Genomic DNA, 18,105 nt, shown 5'->3' on the forward strand with positions numbered 1-18,105 from the left:
GATCAGGGCACTCACGAAAACGGCCGGTCCCCACAGAGTGAGCAGAGGCCGATCGACATTGCCGCGCCTGTTGTGCGACCGCATTGACGAGATCGAGGTGGGGATGATGACCGCAAGCGACGTCGCGACAGCCAGATGGCTGATCACAGCAGGCGAAAAGTGGAACAGGCTAAGCACCCAGAACAGCACCGGGACGATGACGATGCCGCCGCCGACCCCCAGCAGACCGGCGAGCACGCCGGAGGCCATTCCGGTCATGGCCAGACCGGCGACCAGCATTGCAATCGTCAGCCCGTCGAAAGCCGACGTGTCGAATCCGAAGTCCACTGTGATTTTTCCTTGATTGGCCGCGCTCGTCCGCTGCTGCGACCCCATGCAGGTCGCCCGGAAATGCGCAACAGGTTTTGGGATGCGCTTTGGCTAGTGGCGCACCATCCCGGCGTCGACATTGAGCGTCTGGCCGGTGATCCAGCGCGCATCGTCGGAAGCCAGGAACGAGACCACATCGGCGATATGTTCCGGCTGCCCCTTGCCTTTCATCGCCTGAAGCATCTCGACGAAGCCGAACGCCTCATTGTGCGGGCTCGCCTTGACGCCGTCGCTCTCGACCAGGCCGGGCGTCACCGCATTGGCGGTGATGTTGTATTTGCCGAGTTCGGTGGCGAGCGCCCTGGTGAAGCCTATGACGCCGCCCTTGGCCGCGACATAGGCCGCCATGTTCGGCGTGCCGGCAAAGAAGGTGTTGGATGCGATGCTGATCACCCGCCCAGCTTTGCCTGCCGCACGCATCTGGTCCGTGCCGGCGCGGCTGACGATGAAGGTGCCTGTCAAATTGACGTCGATGATCTTGCGCCAATGGTCGAGGTCGACATCGTCCCAGGCGACGAACGGCACGATGCTGGCATTGTTGACCAGGATGTCGATGCCCCCGGTCAGGGTCTGGATTTCGGCGAAGAGTGCCTTGACGGAGGCCGGATCGGAAATGTCGGCGGCAATCGCCCTCGCCCTTCCGCCTATTGCCGTGGCCGCCGCCTTGGCGCCTTCGGAATTGATGTCGCTGACGATGACGGTTGCCCCGTCGGCGGCGAGCCGCGCGGCGATCGCCTTGCCGATACCCTGCGCAGCGCCCGTAACCAGGGCCGTCTTCCCCGCAAGCCGTTCAGTCATGAAAATGCTCCCTCAATCCGTGGTGATATCTGTTCAGGCGTCGGCGTCGATCACGGCCAGCGCCGCGTCGATACCCCTGCCGATCGCCAGTTTCTGGCCGGCCGCGTTCATGGCGCCGCCAAGTGCCGTCAGCGCCGCGATCGCATAGATCGGCTGGGCGGTCGGACCCATATGGCCGATGCGCGTCAGCTTGCCCAATGTCTCGCCGCGGCCAGACGAAAACACCACCCCGTAACGGGCACGGGCAGCCTGGCGAAGCGCCTTCTCGTCGACGCCTTCGGGGGTGCGGACAGCGGTCGTGGTCGGCGACGCGATGCTGTCGCTGGCGGCCCAGATCGACAGGCCCATCGCGGTGACGCCGGCGCGCATGGCCTTGGCGGTGAGCGCGTGGCGCGCCCATACCGCCTCCGGCCCCTCATTGAGATAGAGGTCGAGCGCGACATCGAGCCCGTTGATCTCCGAGACCGACGGCGTGAACGGAAACGGCTTTTCCCGCGACCACGCATGCTCCCAGTCGACGATGCTCAGCATCGACGCGCGGGGGGCTGCCTCGTTGCCCTTCATCTTGGCCCAGGCCCGCTCGCTGACGCCCATCATCGTCAGGCCGGGAGGCGCCCCCAGGCATTTGTTCGGGCCGGTGACATAGATATCGGCCTTGCAATCCTGCGGATGCGTCCTCATGCCGCCAAAGGACGAGACGGCATCGACGATGAGATAGCCGCCATGCGCTGAAACCAGCGCACCGATGGCGTCGATCGGATTGATGGTGCCGGATGGCGTGTCATGGTGGCAGACCGACACGATGGTGATTTCCGGATGCTTCTTCAGCATTGCCTCGACCGCCTGCGGATCGATCGCCTCGTTGTAGGGCACCTCGATCTCGAGCAGATGTGGCGAATAGCGCTTCGCCCAATAGCCGAACCCCTTGCCGTAAACGCCGGAGGCAAGGTTGAGCACGACATCGTCCGGCGTGATCAGCGAGGCCGCGGCGGCCTCCAGGCCAAGCACCGGCTCGCCATGCAGGATGACCGGCTTGTTCGACAGCCGCATCGCCTTTTGCGCCTTGTCGACCACACCCTCATAGAAAAGCTGGAACGCCGGGTCGTAGTCGTAGAGCACCGTGCGGCCGAGACCGCGCAGCACTTCGGCATAGGCGTTCACCGGTCCCGCGGTCAGGGTGATGATCGGATCGGCGTGTTCGAGATAGCGCATCGTCTTGTCTCCGGATTGGCGGCGGTCAGCCGTAGAATTGCGTGCCGGTCTTGTAGGTCTTGAAGTTGTCCATGTCGTGCGAGTACATCAGCTCGGCGCCATGGTCTTCGGCGAGTTTCTTCACCTTGCGCATCGAATTGACGCCCGCCACCGGATCGATGTGGAAGGCCGCCTGGCACAGCGTCTCGAGGCTCTTCTGCGTATAGGCCGCATCGATCGTGAACATGATCGGCTTGCGCTTGGGGAACTCGACCAGCAGGCTGTAATGGCCGATCGAATGGCCGGGCGTCGAGATCAGCCGGACGCCCCTGGCAAGCTCGACGTCGCCATCGATGCTTTCAAAGGTCGAATTCGCCCGTGTCGTTCCCGCAAGCAATTGCCCGGTCGCGCCACGCGCTTCGGCAGCCTCCGCCGAAAAACTCAGATCGGAATAGCCGAGATGCTCGAAAGGTTCGGGATTGCAGGCCTGCGGCACCTCGGTCCGGTGGCAGATCTTCTTGGCGTGCGGAAAATACTTGTTGCCGCCGCAATGATCGAAGTGGAAATGCGAATTGACGACAACGTCGATGTCCTTCGGTTCGAGGCCGAGCAGCGCCAGGGCGCCTGGGATGGTCTGGTGCTTTTCCTGGATCGGCTTTTCGAACGGCAGCACCTTCATCACGTGATCGTAGTCGTAGCCGGTGTCGATGAGGAACCGGCCCTCGGCATGTTCGATCAGGATCGAATAGACGGGGAAGCGCACTTCGCCGCCAGGGCCGCGGTTCCAGAACACATGATAGCCGTCGAGAACGAGCGAGCCGCCGTCGAGCAGGTAGACCTTGGTATCCGACATTCTTGCCTCCTTTATTGGCGCGGGTCCCGTCCGCGCATGAATTGTCCTCAGCGCGCGCCGCGCTCATATGGAATGCCGAGCGCCGCCGGCAGGCTGGCGCGCCGGCCGAACAGCACCAGCATGATCATCACCGCCAGGAACGGCAGCATCTGGATGATGTCGGTCGGTATGTTGATGCCGGCCACTTGCATGGCCGTCGTCAGCGACAGGCAGACACCGAACAGCAACGCGCCGAACAGCACCCAGATCGGGCGACCGCGCGCCAGCATGGCCAGCACGATGCCGAGAAAGCCCGCGCCATTGGTGATGAACGGAATGAACAGGCCGGCCCCGACATTGGCGAGATACGCGCCGCCGAGCCCGGCCAGCGCTCCGGTCGTCAGCACGGCGATGGTGCGGGTCCGCACGACATCGATGCCGGCGACATCGAGCGCGGCCGGCTTGTCGCCTGCCGCCTGCAAATTGAGGCCCAGCTGCGTGCGCCGGTAGATGTAGCCCATGCCGAAAACCAGCGCGACCGCCAGATAGACGATCAGATGATGCTTGAAGAATGCAGGCCCGATGACCGGAAGGTCCGAAAGCAGCGGAATGACAGTCGCATCCGCCGCCGGCAGGCGCGGATAGCTGCGCGAGAACTGGAAATGGTGGAGCAGCGCCGTCAGGCCTTCCAGCCCCAAGGTCAGCGCGATGCCGATGACGATCTGGTTGAGCCCGATGCGCACGCAAAGCAGCGCCATGACAAGCGCCACCGCAGCACCCCCGGCGGCGCCGGTGAGAAAGCCCAGCCACAGCGACCCGGAATAGAAAGCGCCGACAAAGCCGAGATAGGCGCCGGCCAGCATCATGCCTTCGATGCCGATATTGAGCACGCCAGCCTTCTCGGAGATCTGCTCGCCGAGCCCGGCAAGCAGCAGCGGGATCGCTGCGGTGACGGCGCCGAACAGCAGCGCGCTGAGAAAGACCTCGCTGAAGAGCCCGGTCATGCCCTAGGCCCTCCGCGACTGGTTGTATCGGTGATCGAAATATTCGGCGAGCGCGAGCACAATCAGCACGATGGAAACCAGCACCAGCGTGAAATGATTGGGCACGCCGAGCCGGCGCGCCGCGCTCTCGCCGCCGATCGAAAGCACCGAAAGCAGGAACACGAAGCCGATGGCTGCAAAGCCGTTCATTCGGGCGAGAAACACGGCGGGTATTACGGCAAGCCCGTAGGCGGGATTCCAGTCGGCGCGGACATTGCCCTGGACGCCGATGATGTCGACGGCGCCGGCAAGCCCGGCCAGCCCGGCCGAAATGGCGAAGACGGCGACGGTCAGGCCGGGAACGCCGAGCCCCGAGTGAACCGCCGCTCGTGGATTGGCGCCGACGATCCTCAGCTTCAGCCCGAACGCCGTGCGCGTCATCACCAGATGCACGATGACGATCGCCGCCAGCCCAAGCAGCAGGCCACTGGTGATGGTCGTTTCGAACAGGCGCGGCAGCCGGTCCTCCACCGGCAGCGTGCGCGTCTGCGGCACGGTCGTGCTTGGGTCGCGAAACGCCAGCTTGACCAGCACATTGGCGAGCGAGGTGCCGAGGAACGTCATCATCAGGGTGGTGATGATCTCGTTGACGCCCTGATAGGCACGCAGCAGCGCCGGCACCAGCGACCAGATCATCGCCACCACCATGGCGATGAGGAGCGAGCAGACCAGCGCCAGCCAGGCTGGCATGATCTGCACGAACACGGGAGCGCTGGCAGCCGCCGTCACCGCGCCAAGCAGGAACTGGCCGTCGCCGCCCAGATTCCACATGCCGGCGCGAAAGGCGACGATCAGGCCGGCGGCGAGAAACAGCAGCGGCGCCATGCGCGTCAGTGTCTGCTGGATGCCGAGCGGCGAGAACAGTCCCTTCTCCAGCACGAAGCCATAATAGGCCAGCGGGTCGACGCCGACGGCAAGCAGGATACAGCCGGCTATGACCAGCGCGATAAGGATCGGGCCGAGCGTCATCAGCAGCCGATGCAGGATGTCGCGGCGCGTCGCTGCCCCGCTCGTGGCATCGAGTGCGGTGGCGCTGACCGTGGGTGCGGTGTCGATGCTCATGCGGCAAGTCCGATCATCAGGCGACCGACCTTTGTGCGGGCGTCGTCTACGTTCTCGACGGTGCCGACCAAAGCGCCGTCGGCGATGACGGCGATGCGGTCGCACATGCCAAGCAATTCCTCGAGGTCGGTGGAGATCAGCAGCACGGCAAGGCCACGCGCCGCCGTATCGCGAATGCGCTGGCGCGACGCCAATGTGTTGGCGAGATCGAGCCCATAGGTCGGCTTGTTGAAGATCACCACCTTGGCGCCTTCAGCCAGTTCCCTTGCCAGAAGCACCTTCTGGATGTTGCCGCCGGACAGCCGCGCGACGGGCGTCTTCAGGCTCGGCGTGCGCACGTCGTATTCGCGCACGAGCTGCGCGGCGCGCTTGTCGATCTCCGCGCGCTGCTCGACGCCGTTGCGCCAGAACGGGGCCGCGCCGACCTGCTTGAGGAAGAAATTGATCGAGACCGGGAAGGTGCCGACAGTGCCCTCGCCCAGTCGGTCGTCGGTCAGGTAGCGAAGGCCGCGCCGGCGGCGCTCGCCGACGCTCAGCGTCTCGATGGCGGCGCCGTCCAGCCGCACCGAGCCGCTTGTGGCTGTACGCTGGCCGGCCAGCGCTTCCGCCAGCTGCTTCTGGCCGTTGCCGTCGATGCCGGCTATGCCGAGGATCTCGCCCGGGCGGATGTCGAAGGAGATCGACGACAGGCCCGGCGCATTGTCCGTCGCCGCTACCGCCAGGTCCGTCACCTGAAGCAGCGGGTCAGCGCCGGCGCGGGCAGTGCGGACAGGACGCTCGACGGCTTCCGGGTCATCCTTCTGCTTGCCGAACATCAATTCCACGATCTCCGAGACGATCTCCTGTTCGCCCAGCGTGCGAAACCGCTCGGGTGGAATCTCGCCGACCTTGCGGCCAAGCTTCAGCACCGAGATGCGGTCGCCGAAGGCAGCCGCCTCCTTGAGCTTGTGGGTGATGAAGACGATCGCAAGGCCCTGCTCGACAAGGCGGCGCATCAGCGCGCCCAGTTCGTCGATACCTTTCGGCGTCAGCATGGAGGTGGACTCGTCAAGGATGAGCAGCCGGCTGTTGCGCAGCATCGCGCGCAGGATCTCGACCTGCTGCTGCTCGCCGAGCGACAACTCTGATACCTTGGCTTGAAGCTTGACGGTGATGCCGAGCGTGCCGGTGATCTCGGCGACGCGCGCCGCCAGTTCCTCGGTCCTGGGGCGCTGCCACCACGGCCCGCCAAGCAGGAGGTTCTCCGCCACCGTTAGCGTCGGCACCAGCATCATGTGCTGGAATACGGTGCCTATGCCGAGTGCCAGCGCATGGCGTGGCGAGGTGATCGGCGTCGGTTTGCCGTCGACCAGTATGCGTCCTTCGTCAGGCTGCTGCAGGCCGGACAACATGCCGATCAATGTCGATTTTCCAGCGCCGTTCTCGCCCAGCAGCACATGCACTTCGCCCGGGCGGATCGACAGGTCGACGCTGTCATTGGCAACGATGCCGGGGAACCGTTTGGTCACGCCTTCAAGCGCGACGATGTCGCGCCCGGCAACGGACGATGAAGAAAAACCGCTCATGAAGCCCAGCACCAAAAAACAGGAATCGTCCGGAGGGGTGAACGGATCACCCCTCCGGCAGCCGACCATGATCGCCTTACTGGGCGACGCTGGTCATCAGTGCCCTTACGGCGGCCGCGTCATAGACCGGCTCGACCTTGATCTTGCCGGAAATGACGTCCTCGCGCAGCGCCTGGATTTCCGTCCAGACATTGTCCGGGATCGCAGCGGTCTTCAGCAACTTGACCGAGTCGTCCTTGAGGCCGATCGTATAGTGTTTGGTGCCGAACGTGTCGGCCTTCAGGTCGGCAATCATCGCCGCATAGACCGGCTCGATGTTCCACACCACCGACGACAGCAGGAAGCCCTTGTCGATCGGTGACTTGTCGCCGATGACGTCGATGAAATAGACCTTGCCGCCATCGGCTGCCTTGGTTGTCTCGACCGCTTGCAGCATGCCGAAGCTCGAACCGTTGCCTTGGCCGAAGATGATGTCGGCGCCCGACGCGATCACGCTTTCGGTGACGCGCTTGCCGCCGGCCGCATCGCTGTAGGCGGCCGGGCCGATCACCGCGTAGGTGATCTTGACGTCCGGGTTCTCCGCCTTCACGCCTTGCGCGAACGCCGCCGACTGCGAATTCCACGATGGCGGTTCGCCCGACACCACGATGCCGACCGACTTGGAACGCGACACCTTGGCGGCGAGACGGCCGGCGAGATAGGCGCCCTCGTGGCCGCTCAGCGTATAGTCGGCGACAAGGCCCTTCTCCAGGCCGGCTGGCGTGTCGACGATTGCCACCGGAACTTTCAATTCCTTGGCGATTTCAGGCGCCGAGGTGTTGTAGCCGCTGGCATGCGCGATCAGCAGGCTGGCGCCGTCGGAGGCAAGTTCCCGCAAGGTCGGACGAACATCGCCATAGCCGAGGCCCTGGGCCACGACCACTTCGACGCCGGCGGCCTTGCCAGCCGCCTTGGCGGCATCGATGCCTTGCTGGTTCCAGCCGTAGTCCGTGCCTTCTTCGGGCGTGAGGATGGCGATCGACTTGACCTCGCCGGCAAGCGCGCCGCTCAACAAGACACTGGTCAATATAACTGCACTTACACTGCTCTTAAGAAGCTTTAACATGTTACCCTCTCTGTTGTTTCACCAATCAATATTCTTATTGTTATTGCGCGAAAGCGAGATAGACTGCCTAGGAAAAATTACATTGTGGAGCTCAGGCAAAGTGAAGATCCGTTATGCCCTTCCGGTGATGCTGGCGTTATCGTCCTTCGCCAACGCGGTTGAGTTGCACCATGTCGCCGTCCGCACCGGCACTGACGGGCTCGACATGGTTCCGTTGACGATTTCGAATGCGGGCAGCGAAGGCCTCTCCTGCAACGCCGACTTCGCCCACTGGTATTCGGCCGGGATCGCAACGATCGAGCCGGGCAAGAAGACCCGCGTCGAGCTCTGGTTCGATGCGAAGACCGGCACGTTCACGATCCTCAACGACAAGCGCGAGAACCTGCCCGTCGAGCGGCTGTGGTGCGGTCTGGCGAGCCGAGCATATGCCACCCGCGTGCAGATCACGCTCGACCGCACCGATGCGGCGAAAGGCGAGCGTGATGTGTCCTGCGCCATGGCGCAGGACAGCCTGGCCTGCCGGTAGGCGCTCATTCCCGCGTCCGTTCGAACATCGCGAGCCTCTTATTCTTTCGCCAGGAACGCGTCGGTGAAGACGTCGTCCGCCGACAGAGCCGCCTTGAGCACGCCCTGGTCCGTCAGCGTCTTCAGAGTCTCCTCCCACTGCGTCTTCGTCATCCAGCCGAGACCGTGTTCCTTGGTGTCGGGGCTGGTGAACGTCGAGGCGATGTCGGCGTTGATCTGCGCCAGCAGTACGTCCTTCTTGTCCGCATAGCCGGGCGCTGCCTTGGCCGTGATCTCGGCGGCCTCTTCCGGATGAGCCACGACATAGTCGAAGGCCTCCCTATATGCCTTGACGAAGCGGCGCACGACGTCCGGCTTGTCCTTGATCATCGCCTGCGAGGTGAACAGGCCGGAGCCATAGGCTTTCCACCCATAGTCCGCCCCCATCATGATGCTGAGCGAGCCCGGGCCCCCGGCCTTCGCTTCCAGTTCGGGAACCTCCGCATCGATATAGCCGACGACCGTCTGAACCCGGCCAAGCAGCAAATAGCTTTCATAGGGAGGCGAGACGCTGTTCAGCGTCATGTCCTTTTCGGTCAGGCCATTGGCGGCCAGGAAGCCTTTGAAGAAGATGTAGGTGGAACCGGCCGGATGAATGCCGATGGTCAGTCCCTTGAGGTCGGACGGCTTGGTGAGCTTCAGCGTCTTGGCCAGCGAAATGATCCCCAGCGGCGAGTGCTGATTGACGGCTGCCAGCGCCACGACCGGGACATTCTGCGACCGTGCGACGGCAAGCGTGGGAAGATCGCCGAACCCGAAATCCGCGTTCTCATTGCCCACCAGCCGCATCGCGTCCGGCGAGCCGGATCCCTTGCGGATCTCGGCCACATCGATGTCGTTCTTGGCGAAGAAGCCTTTTTCCTTGCCGACGAAGAACATGGCGTGATTGCCGCGCACGACCCAGTCGAGCTGGACGTTGACCTTGTCCGCCGCCAGAGCCGCGTTGGAAAAACCGAGTGCTGCAACAAACGCCGCGAAGGTAGCGGCCTTGATAAGTGAGCGTCTCAGCATTTTTTGTTCCCTTTTATGAATTGGTTGATCGAGCGGGCCTAGGATTGGCTGAATTTCGGCGCCCACGGCACCACGATGCGTTCTAGGATTTCGGCGGCGTAGTAGAAGGCGATGCCAAGCACGGAAACGAGCAGCAGCGCTGCGAAGACCAGCGCCGTGTCGAGCTGGGTCGACGCGAACTGGATGACGTAGCCGAGACCGTCCGACGCCCCGGCGAACTCACCGACGATGGCGCCGATCACGCTCAACGTGGCGGCGATCTTGGTTCCGGCCATCAGGTTCGGCAGCGAGTGCGGAACGCGGATCCTGAACAGAATCTGCGTCGGGCTGGCCCCGACGGAATTCATCAGCGACAGCAGCGAGCGGTCGACCGATTGCATGCCCGCCAGCATCGACAGCGTCACCGGGAAGAAGGCGATGACCAGGATCAGGCCGATTTTGGGCGCCAGCCCATAGCCGAACCAGAGGATGAAGATCGGCGCGAGCGCGACTTTCGGCACGTTCTGGAACAGCACCACCAGTGGATACAGCGCGCGTCCCAACCAATCGAAGCGCACGATGACCAGCGCAATGGCAATGCCGACCACGACCGAGACCAGGAAGCCGAACAGGATCTCGCCCGCCGTCACCAGCGTCGCCTGCATCAGCGTGCCCCATTGCGCCACCAGCGACTTCGCGATCTCGGACGGGGCGGGAATGATGAAGGCGGATATGGCAAAGATCCGCACCGCGGCTTCCCACAGCACGATCGTCACCAGCAGGAGGATGACAGCCGGCAGCCAGCTGCCGGTCGCCGCACTCCAGCTGGAGGCGAGGCGCGGCTCGGAAAGGTCGAATATGGGTTGGTCGCTCAAGATGCGCCTCCCGGTTGATGGCTGGAGCGCAGCATCGTTCGCAACTGGACCACCAGCCTGACGAACTCCGGATCTTCGGTGACCGACAGGTCGCGCGGGTAAGGCAGCGCAATGTCGAGGCTCTCGGTGATCCGTCCCGGCTTGATCCCCAGCACGTGAACATGGCGCGACAGATGGATGGCCTCGTCGATGGAATGGGTGACGAGCACGATCGTCTTGCCGGTCCGCTGCCAGATCTCCAGCAGCGACTGGCCCATCGAATCGCGGGTGATGGCATCGAGCGCGCCGAACGGTTCGTCCATCAGCAGGACCGCCGGATCGAGCGCCAGGGCCCGTGCAATGGCGACCCGCTGCCGCATGCCGCCCGACAGCTCGTTTGGCCGCTTGTGGGCGCTGTCGCCCAGCCCCACCAGTTCCAGCATCTCCTGCCCGCGCGCCCGCAGATCCGAGCGCGAGAGCGACTTGTCGGCGATGCCGAGCAGCATCGAGGCATTGTCGACGGCGTTTTTCCAGGGGAGCAGGTTGGCGTCCTGGAAGACGAGGCCGATCATCCGCTTGCGCGCCGCCTCGACCGGCGCGAGCCCGGCGATCGAAACGCTGCCCTGGGTAGGCTGCACCAGCCCGGCCAGCACCTTGAGCAAGGTGCTCTTGCCACATCCGGAAGGACCGATAAGGGAAACGAATGATCCCTTTGGCACCGAAAGATCGATGTTCCTGAGGATCAGCTGACGGGCCATGACCACCGAAACGCCCTTGGCGGAGATTAGATCGTCATGGCGGATATGGGCCGGCCTGTCGCCGGCGGCTCGGATGGTTTCAATGCGCATGGCTTGTCGCCCCGCGCGCTGTTTTCTGCCGCACCCGCACCATCTTGATGGCGAAGGCGCCCTTCACACAAACAGCCGACCGGTGGAGCTCCTCAAACCGGCTGGCCCTCTGCGCACCATGTGACATTGGCTACTCCCGGCCTTCCAGGATGCGCCGCACCGCGACGAGCTTGCGCGCCCGTTCACCTTGCAGCGCCTTTGTCTGCTCGGGCGTGTAGGCAAACATGCCCTCGCCCGACTTGATGCCGAATTTCGACGCAGCCGTCTTCTCCAGAACCATCGGCGCCACATCGTCGCGGTTGGAGAGATCGGCATTCAGGAAGGACGAGACGGATTTGTAGATATCCAGCCCCGCCATATCGAGCAGCGCCATCGGGCCGATGACGGCGATCTTGTAGCCTATGCCCCACGACACGCAGGTGTCGAGGTCTTCCGGCTCGATGACGCCGCGCTCGACAAGATCGACCGCCTCGCGCAGCAGCGCATAGAGCACGCGGTTCTCGACGAAGCCTGGAACGTCCTTCTTCACCACCACCGGCAGCAGGCCGATCGAGCGGATGAGATCGCGGATAACAGCCACGGTTTCAGGCGCGGTCTTCTCGCCGCCGATCACCTCGATCATCGGGATGATGTGCGGCGGGTTCGACCAGTGCATGCCGACCATCCGCTCGGGATGCGAGATATGAGCCTGCAGCTTGGTGATCGGAATGCCCGACGTGTCGGAAGCGACGATGACGGACGGGCCGATCAGCGGATCGATGTCACGATAGGTCTGCGCCTTGATGTCGATATTCTCGGGCACGTTCTCGATCACCAGTTCGGCGCCATCGACGGCCTCGGCAATCGTCTCGACGAAACGCACTTTGCCGGCACCAGTCCCGGGCGCCTCGATGTCGAGACGGTCGAGCACGCCGCCGGCAAGATCGAGCATGCCGCGGGCGCGCTCGATTGCCCCTGGCGAAACGTCATACGCCGTCACATCGAGCCCGCCGCGCGAAAGCCGCGCGGCGATGCCTGGACCCATCGTTCCCAGTCCGATGAGAGCGGCGCGCTTGATCATCATGCGGCCTTTGCGGGAGCAGCAGTGGTTGCCGCCTTGAAGGCCGGCCGAGCGGCGATCGCGGCCACCCAGCGCTCCAGATTGGGCATTGACGGCCGGTCGATCTTGAAATCGACGCAGCGCTTCAGGATCGGCGCGCAGGCAATGTCGGCAAGGGTCAGCTTGCCGAGCGCCAGGAAGTCCTTGCCGGCCAGGTGGCCGTCGACGATCTTGAGCTGCGCGACAAGGTCCTTCACTTGCTCCTTGTATTCGGCGGTCTGTTCCTCGGGCGTGAGCTTGGCGCCTTTGAAGGCCGCCAGGTAGCCCGGATTGACCGCAGCCAGCAGGAAGTCCATCCAGCGCTCGACCTCGGTCTTTTCCGCCGGCGTAGCGCCATTCAACTGTTCGCCGCCGAATGCCGCGAGATAGCGCAGGATGGTGTTGGACTCCCAGATCACGGTGTCGCCGTCAACCAGCGTCGGCACCTTGGAGGTCGGGTTGAGCGCCTTGTATTCCGCCGTCTGCGTGTTCTCGAACTGGCGGCCATAATCCTCGCGCTTGTAGGACGCTCCCAACTCTTCGAGCATGAAGAGCACCTTCTGGACGTTGCCTGATGTCTGGCGGCCTAACAGCTTGTACATGTCTTCTCCTCGCTAGTGTCCAGGGCCTACTTGCTCGCCGGCAGCGGCTTGTAGACGATGGCGTCCATTTCGATCTTGGTGTTGATGACCGCTTTTGCCTCGACGGTCGTGCGCGCCAGAACGGCGTCGCCGATCCCTTCGAGGAAGGCCTTGTTGTAGCGGCCGAAATCGCGCGTATCCTCGAGATAGGTGGTGATCCGCACGACATCCGACAGCGTCGCGCCTTCATGCGCGATGACGCGCGCGATGGTCTTCAGCGTCGCCAGCGTCTCTTCTTCGATCGTGCCGCTGATCATGTTGTTGTTCTCGTCTTTCGGCACCTGGCCCGAGACGAAGATGAAATCGCCGGCACGCACCGCCGGATGAAACGGCAGGTTCGGGTTCTTGTTGCCGATGGCGTAGTGGCTGGCGGATTTTCGCGTGCTGTCGCTCAACATATCCCCCTAGAGAACGCTGGTTTCGATGATGTCGACGCCGCGGATTCGGTCGATCAGGTAGACGATGCCGCGGTCGTCGATGGTCACGTCGTTGGACGAGGAACGCTCCGCGCCCTCCGGCGCGTCGGGCATGAAATGACCGACTTCCTTTGGCGCGAACGGATCGGCGATGTCGACGAGGCGCAGCCCCTGCGCGAACCACGCAAACGGAATGACGGTGCCATTGAACCGCTCGGAAGGCTGATGGCAGCCGGTCATCTGCGGCTGCGGTGAACCGTCCGTATCGAGGCCTGGCACCTGGAAGGTCGAGATCGGCAACGGGTTGGTCTCGTCAGTGATGTCGTAAATCCAGGTGAAGGCCGGCGGCGATGGCCGAAGCTTGGCGACATCCTCGTCCGCCACCACCATGATGTTGCGGCCTTTGAGCGGCTGTGGAATCGGCAGGCAGGTGTGCGTGGGATGCGGAAAGCTCGGGCTCGAATTGACGTGCGAGACCAGCTTCGGCTTGGTGATGTCCGAAATGTCGAGGATGAACAGGCCATGATGCCAGTAGCTGACATAGAGCCTGTCGCCCATTCGCAGCGGATGGTGACAGCGCGGCGTGACATAGTCGTGCCAAGGATACTCTTCGCCGCCCCCGGTCCACTGGCCCGGTATCCACCAGCGTCCGACCTCGACCGGCTTCGCGGGATCGATCAGGTCGAGGATCATCACGATGTTGCCGACATAACCGTCGGCGGTCGGCGATATGTAGGCGTAACGGCCGTCGAAGTCGTAGCGGTGGACGCCCTTGCCGCCGGTTATCCATTTCGAGATGAGCTTCGGCTGTGCCGGCTTGGTGGTGTCATAGAGCGCCAGTCCGCCGCCGAAATCAGCCGGGCCGGCGTCGCCAAAGCGCTCGTGGTTGATGATCATCAGTCCGTCCTTGGCGCGCACCTTGTGCGAGTGCCAACCGGGCGGGACATCGATCGTCGTAATTTTGCGCGGATTGCGCGGGTCGGAAATGTCGACCAGAGTCGTGCCGCTCGGCGGCCGCATGTGGCCGATATAGAGGATGTTGCCGTCGACCCAGACCTGACCGCCGCCTGGGCAGTCGACATGGCCGATCTGCTTTGTGTTGAACGCCGAAACCAAATGCATACGCCCTTGCTGCTGAAATTCCATTTCGATGTCCACGCCGCCAATGGCGGCGCGGACATTGCCTGCCGGAGGACCGGAACTAGACGAGACGGAGCAGATCGCCGGCCTGGTTGCGGCCCCAGCGCTTGTAGAGGAGCAGCGCCTTTTGCGTCGGCGCATCGGTGGCGCCGAAGAAGATCACCGGCTCGCTCGACGAGCCGTTGACATGCTCGACCCAGGAACCGCCGGGTATGGCGATGGTGTCGAACTGGTTCCAGTCATAGCGCTTGCCGTCGATGATCGAATGGCCGTTGCCGCGGAACGGCGCCAAGAGCAGGCTGGCGGTCTCGCGCTGCGGCAAGGTCTTCTCGCCGGGGCGCAGCATCTGCACGTAGAAATTGATGGTGTGGAAGACGGGTCCGCCGGTCGTCGGATCGACATAGTCGATGACGATGCCTTCATGGGGGTCGCCATCCCAATCCTTGTGGGCGTCGAGAACCGCTTCCATCTTCTCCCAGCGATAGACATACATCGGCGACGACAGGCCGCCGCCGCGCTTGTGGTCGACGAAACGCGGCATCAGGCCACCTTCGCCATAGATGCGCTGTGAGTAGTCGCTGGGATAGCGAGCGGTCTGCACCTTCTTCTCGACTTCCTTGCCGTCGACCATCTCGGTGTATTTGTGGTCGAAATGGACGGCATGCAGCGTTTCGACCAGCGGCAGGTCGAGCACCGACAGGTTGACCGCCTGCTCGCCGCCAACGGTGCCATGATTGTGCCAGGCGTCGTTGGGCGTCAGCACCATGTCGCCCGGGCCGAAGACCACGTCTTCGCCCTCGACGCCGGTGAAATTGCCCTTGCCCGTCAGGCCGAAGCGGATGGCGCTCGGCGAGTGCTTGTGCGGCGGCATGATCTCGTCGGGATCGTTCAGGCGGTAGGCGGTGTACATGGTGCTGACCGATGCACGCTTGGGCGCAAGACCGGGATTGACGAGGATCAGCGAACGGCGCTCGCTGTCGTCCATGGTCACAAGTTCGGCCGCGCGCTGCAGCAGGGGCTCGATGTCCGAATAGGACCACACGAAGGGAACGGCCCTCGACGTCGCCATCAGTTGCTTGATCTCGTCATGGTCGACGCCTTCCGACGTCGCCCAGAACGGAAACATGTTCTTTGCGTAGAGGGCGTCATAGAGGCCCTTGAGTGCCGCCTTCTTGTTGGTGAGCACATCGTTAGCTGGTTGCGCCAGGGACATATCGGACACCTCTCGTCACGAAGAAAATACTTCTAACCAACTCAACCGTATTCGCATTGGTTTTGCTCGACAATACCCAAATTGCGAATTTTATAAGTTTTTGGTTGAGGTGCATTTTTGAAAGGCAAATGCCCAGAAATAGGCAGGAATAGCCTAGAAATGCACGAAATTCAGCTCACAATCAGGGCGTGAAACCGCTTCGTCACGGCCATGCTGACGCGCATGACAGTCCAACCAACGCAGTTTTTCAGTCTCAACCAAAAGACTTTGGTTGCATCCGGCCGCCTTATCAGGCAGCCACGCTCTGTTGAGCGCGGCTGCGGATCAGATCCGCGGCCTTTTCGGCGATCATGATGACCGCCGCATTGATGTTGCCGCAAACGAGGTCGGGCATGACCGAGGCGTCCACGACACGAAGCCCGGCAATGCCGCGCACCCGCAATTCCGGATCGACCACCGATGCCGCATCGACGCCCATGCGGCACGTGCCGGCCGGATGATGCACGGTGATCGAGGTCTTGCGGATATGCTCGTCGATCTCGTCGTCGCTCTCGCATTTCGGGCCGGGGAAGAACTCCGCGCCGACAAACGGGGTCATGGACGGCTGGCTGGCAAGGTTGCGTGCAACACGAAAGCCAGCGCGAAGCGACTGCCAGTCGCGCTGCGAGGACAGGAAATTCTGATGGATCAGGGGCGCGGCAACCGGATCGCTCGACGCCAGCTTGACGCTGCCGCGGCTCTCCGGCTGCACCGCAACGATACGGGTCGCAAAGCCGTCGGCGAACGGCGCCTTGAACGGCGACATGTAAGGCCATGCCCCAAGCGGCGCGGCGGTGAAAAGCAGCTGTACGTCCGGCAACGGCCGGCTTGCGTCGCTTTTCAGGAATGCCACGACGCCGCCAGGCACATCTCCCGAAAAGCCCTTTCCGGTGAGATAAGTCCTGACGAAATCCAGCCCGATACGATCGGCCCGCATCATCTTGAGAAACGGTCCAGGCTGTTTGCGCCGATACATCACGATAACCGAAACGTGGTCCTGCAGATTCTTGCCGACTTGCGCACGATCGACCTTCGTCTCGATGCCATGCGCCGCCAGCTCGCCGCTGTCGCCTATGCCTGACAGCATCATCAGCTGCGGCGTGTTGATGACGCCGCCGGCAAGCAGAACTTCGCGCCGCGCCAGAACTTCATGGCTCGCCCCGCCTCTGGTGTAGGCAATGCCGGCTGCGCGGCCATCCCTGAGCAGGATCTTCGTCGCCATCGCGCCGGTCAGCACCTTGACATTGCCGCGCCGCATGGCGGGCCGCAGATAGGCGGTTGCGGTCGAGCAACGGCGGCCGTTGGCGATTGTCATCTGCAGCCGGCCGAAACCTTCCTGTATGGCGCCATTATAGTCATCGGTCTGCGGGTATCCGGCATCACGGCTGGCTGTGGCGAAGGCATCGATCAGTTCGTCCTTGTAGCGGCAGAACTGGGTGTTCAGCGGCCCGCTGCCGCCACGGTACCGGCTTTCGCCCGCTTCCCAGCGCTCCTGCTTCTTGAAGTAGGGCAGCACCTTGTCGAACGACCAGTCCGTCAGGCCGCTTGCCGCCCAGCGATCGTAGTCGCCGCGATTGCCGCGCACATAAGCCATGGCGTTGGTGGAGGAAGAGCCGCCGATGACCTTGCCGCGCGCGCATTCGACCTTGCGGCCGCCGACATTGGCCTCGGGCTCGCAGAAATACATCCAGTCGTGGCGGCGCTCCGTCAGTATCTTGCCCCAGCCGAGCGGGATGTGGATCATCGGATCGCGGTCCCAATCCCCCGCCTCCAGCAGAAGCACCGACACGGCGGGGTCTTCGCTCAGCCGGTTCGCCAGCACGCAGCCGGCCGATCCCGCACCGACAATGACGTAGTCAAAGGTTTCGCCAGCCGGCATGCGTGATCCTCGGGAGAAAGACGTCTGCCGCGATGGCAACCGTCGACATGGGCAGTCAACCATCGCGCAACTGGTGTTGTCAACCATTGCGTACAGTTGTAGATTGGTTGAATTGGTTGAGTGCCGTCGAACAGGTTTTCGTGTCACAATATGATGTCGGGACGTTGAGTCGGCGATCTGCCGATCGGACAGGAGATTTGGTTTTGAGCGCATTCGAGCCGCAGGTCGGACCATCTGATCTCGACGACATCATCGCCGCGGTCCGCCAGTTGCAGCAGGGCGGCGGCAAGCTTCCGTCCGAGCGCGATCTTGCGGAACATCTGAGCGTCAAGCGCCATCAGCTTCGCAAGGCGCTTGAAGTGCTGCGCCTTTCAGGCGACCTCAAACCGGCGCGCGCCAGGCGGGCGCCGACCGCCCTTCCGAGATATGGCGAGGAACTGGTCAGGGTAACCAATCCGATCGAGGTCCTGGAATTGCG

Annotated in this window: 18 protein-coding genes and 1 pseudogene; 2 read left to right on the forward strand and 17 right to left on the reverse strand. The window is 63.1% G+C overall.

Features of this window, described 5'->3' with window-relative positions; all coding sequences use genetic code 11:
• The 8 genes from EN932_RS10675 to EN932_RS10710 all read right to left on the reverse strand — a co-directional run.
• Positions 1-375, reverse strand: a 375-nt coding sequence (locus EN932_RS10675; protein ID WP_245483267.1) for a sulfite exporter TauE/SafE family protein, incomplete at its 3' end; no start/stop codon positions are given.
• Between the two features lie 45 nt (positions 376-420).
• Positions 421-1,167: an SDR family NAD(P)-dependent oxidoreductase gene (locus EN932_RS10680; RefSeq protein ID WP_127368230.1), complete on the reverse strand. Its 747-nt coding sequence runs from the start codon at positions 1,165-1,167 to the stop codon at positions 421-423.
• Between the two features lie 33 nt (positions 1,168-1,200).
• Complete coding sequence (locus tag EN932_RS10685; RefSeq protein ID WP_127368229.1) at positions 1,201-2,379, reverse strand: alanine--glyoxylate aminotransferase family protein; 1,179 nt, start codon at positions 2,377-2,379, stop codon at positions 1,201-1,203.
• A gap of 25 nt (positions 2,380-2,404) precedes the next feature.
• Positions 2,405-3,211, reverse strand: a complete 807-nt coding sequence (locus tag EN932_RS10690; protein WP_127384702.1) for a 4-pyridoxolactonase — start codon at positions 3,209-3,211, stop codon at positions 2,405-2,407.
• Between the two features lie 47 nt (positions 3,212-3,258).
• Positions 3,259-4,194, reverse strand: coding sequence for an ABC transporter permease (locus EN932_RS10695; RefSeq protein WP_024505120.1), 936 nt, complete (start codon positions 4,192-4,194; stop codon positions 3,259-3,261).
• Positions 4,195-4,197: 3 nt separating this feature from the next.
• Positions 4,198-5,295 carry an ABC transporter permease gene (locus EN932_RS10700; RefSeq protein WP_127369477.1) on the reverse strand — a complete coding sequence of 366 codons (1,098 nt, stop codon included), beginning with the start codon at positions 5,293-5,295 and terminating at the stop codon, positions 4,198-4,200.
• Positions 5,292-6,860 (reverse strand): ABC transporter ATP-binding protein, encoded by a 1,569-nt coding sequence (locus EN932_RS10705; RefSeq protein ID WP_027163702.1) that lies wholly within the window; start codon positions 6,858-6,860, stop codon positions 5,292-5,294. The genes EN932_RS10700 and EN932_RS10705 overlap by 4 nt, the downstream gene beginning before the upstream one ends.
• A gap of 76 nt (positions 6,861-6,936) precedes the next feature.
• Positions 6,937-7,965, reverse strand: a complete 1,029-nt coding sequence (locus EN932_RS10710) for a BMP family protein (RefSeq protein ID WP_013529867.1) — start codon at positions 7,963-7,965, stop codon at positions 6,937-6,939.
• Here EN932_RS10710 and EN932_RS10715 point away from each other — a divergent pair.
• Positions 7,964-8,491, forward strand: a complete 528-nt coding sequence (locus tag EN932_RS10715; protein WP_245483268.1) for a hypothetical protein — start codon at positions 7,964-7,966, stop codon at positions 8,489-8,491. The two genes, EN932_RS10710 and EN932_RS10715, sit on opposite strands and share 2 nt — an antisense overlap.
• 38 nt (positions 8,492-8,529) lie before the next feature.
• Here the strand turns inward: EN932_RS10715 and EN932_RS10720 are convergent, their stop codons facing one another.
• The 9 genes from EN932_RS10720 to EN932_RS10760 form a co-directional block, all read right to left on the reverse strand.
• Positions 8,530-9,540, reverse strand: a complete 1,011-nt coding sequence (locus EN932_RS10720; protein WP_024505123.1) for an ABC transporter substrate-binding protein — start codon at positions 9,538-9,540, stop codon at positions 8,530-8,532.
• 38 nt (positions 9,541-9,578) lie between these two features.
• Positions 9,579-10,394, reverse strand: coding sequence for an ABC transporter permease (locus EN932_RS10725; protein WP_027163703.1), 816 nt, complete (start codon positions 10,392-10,394; stop codon positions 9,579-9,581).
• Positions 10,391-11,221, reverse strand: a complete 831-nt coding sequence (locus EN932_RS10730; protein WP_013529863.1) for an ABC transporter ATP-binding protein — start codon at positions 11,219-11,221, stop codon at positions 10,391-10,393. The genes EN932_RS10725 and EN932_RS10730 overlap by 4 nt, the downstream gene beginning before the upstream one ends.
• Positions 11,222-11,351: 130 nt before the next feature.
• Positions 11,352-12,281 carry a 5-formyl-3-hydroxy-2-methylpyridine 4-carboxylate 5-dehydrogenase gene (gene fhmpcd1, locus EN932_RS10735; RefSeq protein ID WP_024505124.1) on the reverse strand — a complete coding sequence of 310 codons (930 nt, stop codon included), beginning with the start codon at positions 12,279-12,281 and terminating at the stop codon, positions 11,352-11,354.
• Positions 12,281-12,901 (reverse strand): glutathione S-transferase family protein, encoded by a 621-nt coding sequence (locus EN932_RS10740; protein ID WP_013529861.1) that lies wholly within the window; start codon positions 12,899-12,901, stop codon positions 12,281-12,283. Before EN932_RS10740 ends, fhmpcd1 begins: the two co-directional genes overlap by 1 nt.
• Before the next feature lie 26 nt (positions 12,902-12,927).
• Positions 12,928-13,335: a RidA family protein gene (locus tag EN932_RS10745; RefSeq protein ID WP_024505125.1), complete on the reverse strand. Its 408-nt coding sequence runs from the start codon at positions 13,333-13,335 to the stop codon at positions 12,928-12,930.
• A gap of 9 nt (positions 13,336-13,344) precedes the next feature.
• Positions 13,345-14,502, reverse strand: a complete 1,158-nt coding sequence (locus EN932_RS10750) for a hypothetical protein (RefSeq protein ID WP_013529859.1) — start codon at positions 14,500-14,502, stop codon at positions 13,345-13,347.
• A 55-nt stretch (positions 14,503-14,557) separates the two neighbouring features.
• Positions 14,558-15,709: a cupin domain-containing protein gene (locus EN932_RS10755; protein WP_013529858.1), complete on the reverse strand. Its 1,152-nt coding sequence runs from the start codon at positions 15,707-15,709 to the stop codon at positions 14,558-14,560.
• Between the two features lie 289 nt (positions 15,710-15,998).
• Positions 15,999-17,627 carry a choline dehydrogenase gene (locus EN932_RS10760; protein WP_127384700.1) on the reverse strand — a complete coding sequence of 543 codons (1,629 nt, stop codon included), beginning with the start codon at positions 17,625-17,627 and terminating at the stop codon, positions 15,999-16,001.
• 203 nt (positions 17,628-17,830) lie between these two features.
• Between EN932_RS10760 and EN932_RS10765 the strand changes: the two are divergent.
• A pseudogene (locus EN932_RS10765) lies at positions 17,831-18,105 on the forward strand (GntR family transcriptional regulator); the annotation flags it as partial.

Origin of the sequence: Mesorhizobium sp. M7A.F.Ca.US.002.01.1.1 (genome assembly GCF_004022955.1) — a bacterium.
GTDB classification, from domain to species: domain Bacteria; phylum Pseudomonadota; class Alphaproteobacteria; order Rhizobiales; family Rhizobiaceae; genus Mesorhizobium; species Mesorhizobium ciceri.

Coding starts and splice junctions, on each gene's coding strand:
- EN932_RS10680 (WP_127368230.1), bottom strand. CDS start 1,167: ATGACTGAACGGCTTGCGGGGAAGACGGCCCTGGTTACGGGCGCTGCG.
- EN932_RS10685 (WP_127368229.1), bottom strand. CDS start 2,379: ATGCGCTATCTCGAACACGCCGATCCGATCATCACCCTGACCGCGGGA.
- EN932_RS10690 (WP_127384702.1), bottom strand. CDS start 3,211: ATGTCGGATACCAAGGTCTACCTGCTCGACGGCGGCTCGCTCGTTCTC.
- EN932_RS10695 (WP_024505120.1), bottom strand. CDS start 4,194: ATGACCGGGCTCTTCAGCGAGGTCTTTCTCAGCGCGCTGCTGTTCGGC.
- EN932_RS10700 (WP_127369477.1), bottom strand. CDS start 5,295: ATGAGCATCGACACCGCACCCACGGTCAGCGCCACCGCACTCGATGCC.
- EN932_RS10705 (WP_027163702.1), bottom strand. CDS start 6,860: ATGAGCGGTTTTTCTTCATCGTCCGTTGCCGGGCGCGACATCGTCGCG.
- EN932_RS10715 (WP_245483268.1), top strand. CDS start 7,964: ATGTTACCCTCTCTGTTGTTTCACCAATCAATATTCTTATTGTTATTG.
- EN932_RS10710 (WP_013529867.1), bottom strand. CDS start 7,965: ATGTTAAAGCTTCTTAAGAGCAGTGTAAGTGCAGTTATATTGACCAGT.
- EN932_RS10720 (WP_024505123.1), bottom strand. CDS start 9,540: ATGCTGAGACGCTCACTTATCAAGGCCGCTACCTTCGCGGCGTTTGTT.
- EN932_RS10730 (WP_013529863.1), bottom strand. CDS start 11,221: ATGCGCATTGAAACCATCCGAGCCGCCGGCGACAGGCCGGCCCATATC.
- fhmpcd1 (WP_024505124.1), bottom strand. CDS start 12,281: ATGATCAAGCGCGCCGCTCTCATCGGACTGGGAACGATGGGTCCAGGC.
- EN932_RS10740 (WP_013529861.1), bottom strand. CDS start 12,901: ATGTACAAGCTGTTAGGCCGCCAGACATCAGGCAACGTCCAGAAGGTG.
- EN932_RS10750 (WP_013529859.1), bottom strand. CDS start 14,502: ATGGAATTTCAGCAGCAAGGGCGTATGCATTTGGTTTCGGCGTTCAAC.
- EN932_RS10755 (WP_013529858.1), bottom strand. CDS start 15,709: ATGTCCCTGGCGCAACCAGCTAACGATGTGCTCACCAACAAGAAGGCG.
- EN932_RS10760 (WP_127384700.1), bottom strand. CDS start 17,627: ATGCCGGCTGGCGAAACCTTTGACTACGTCATTGTCGGTGCGGGATCG.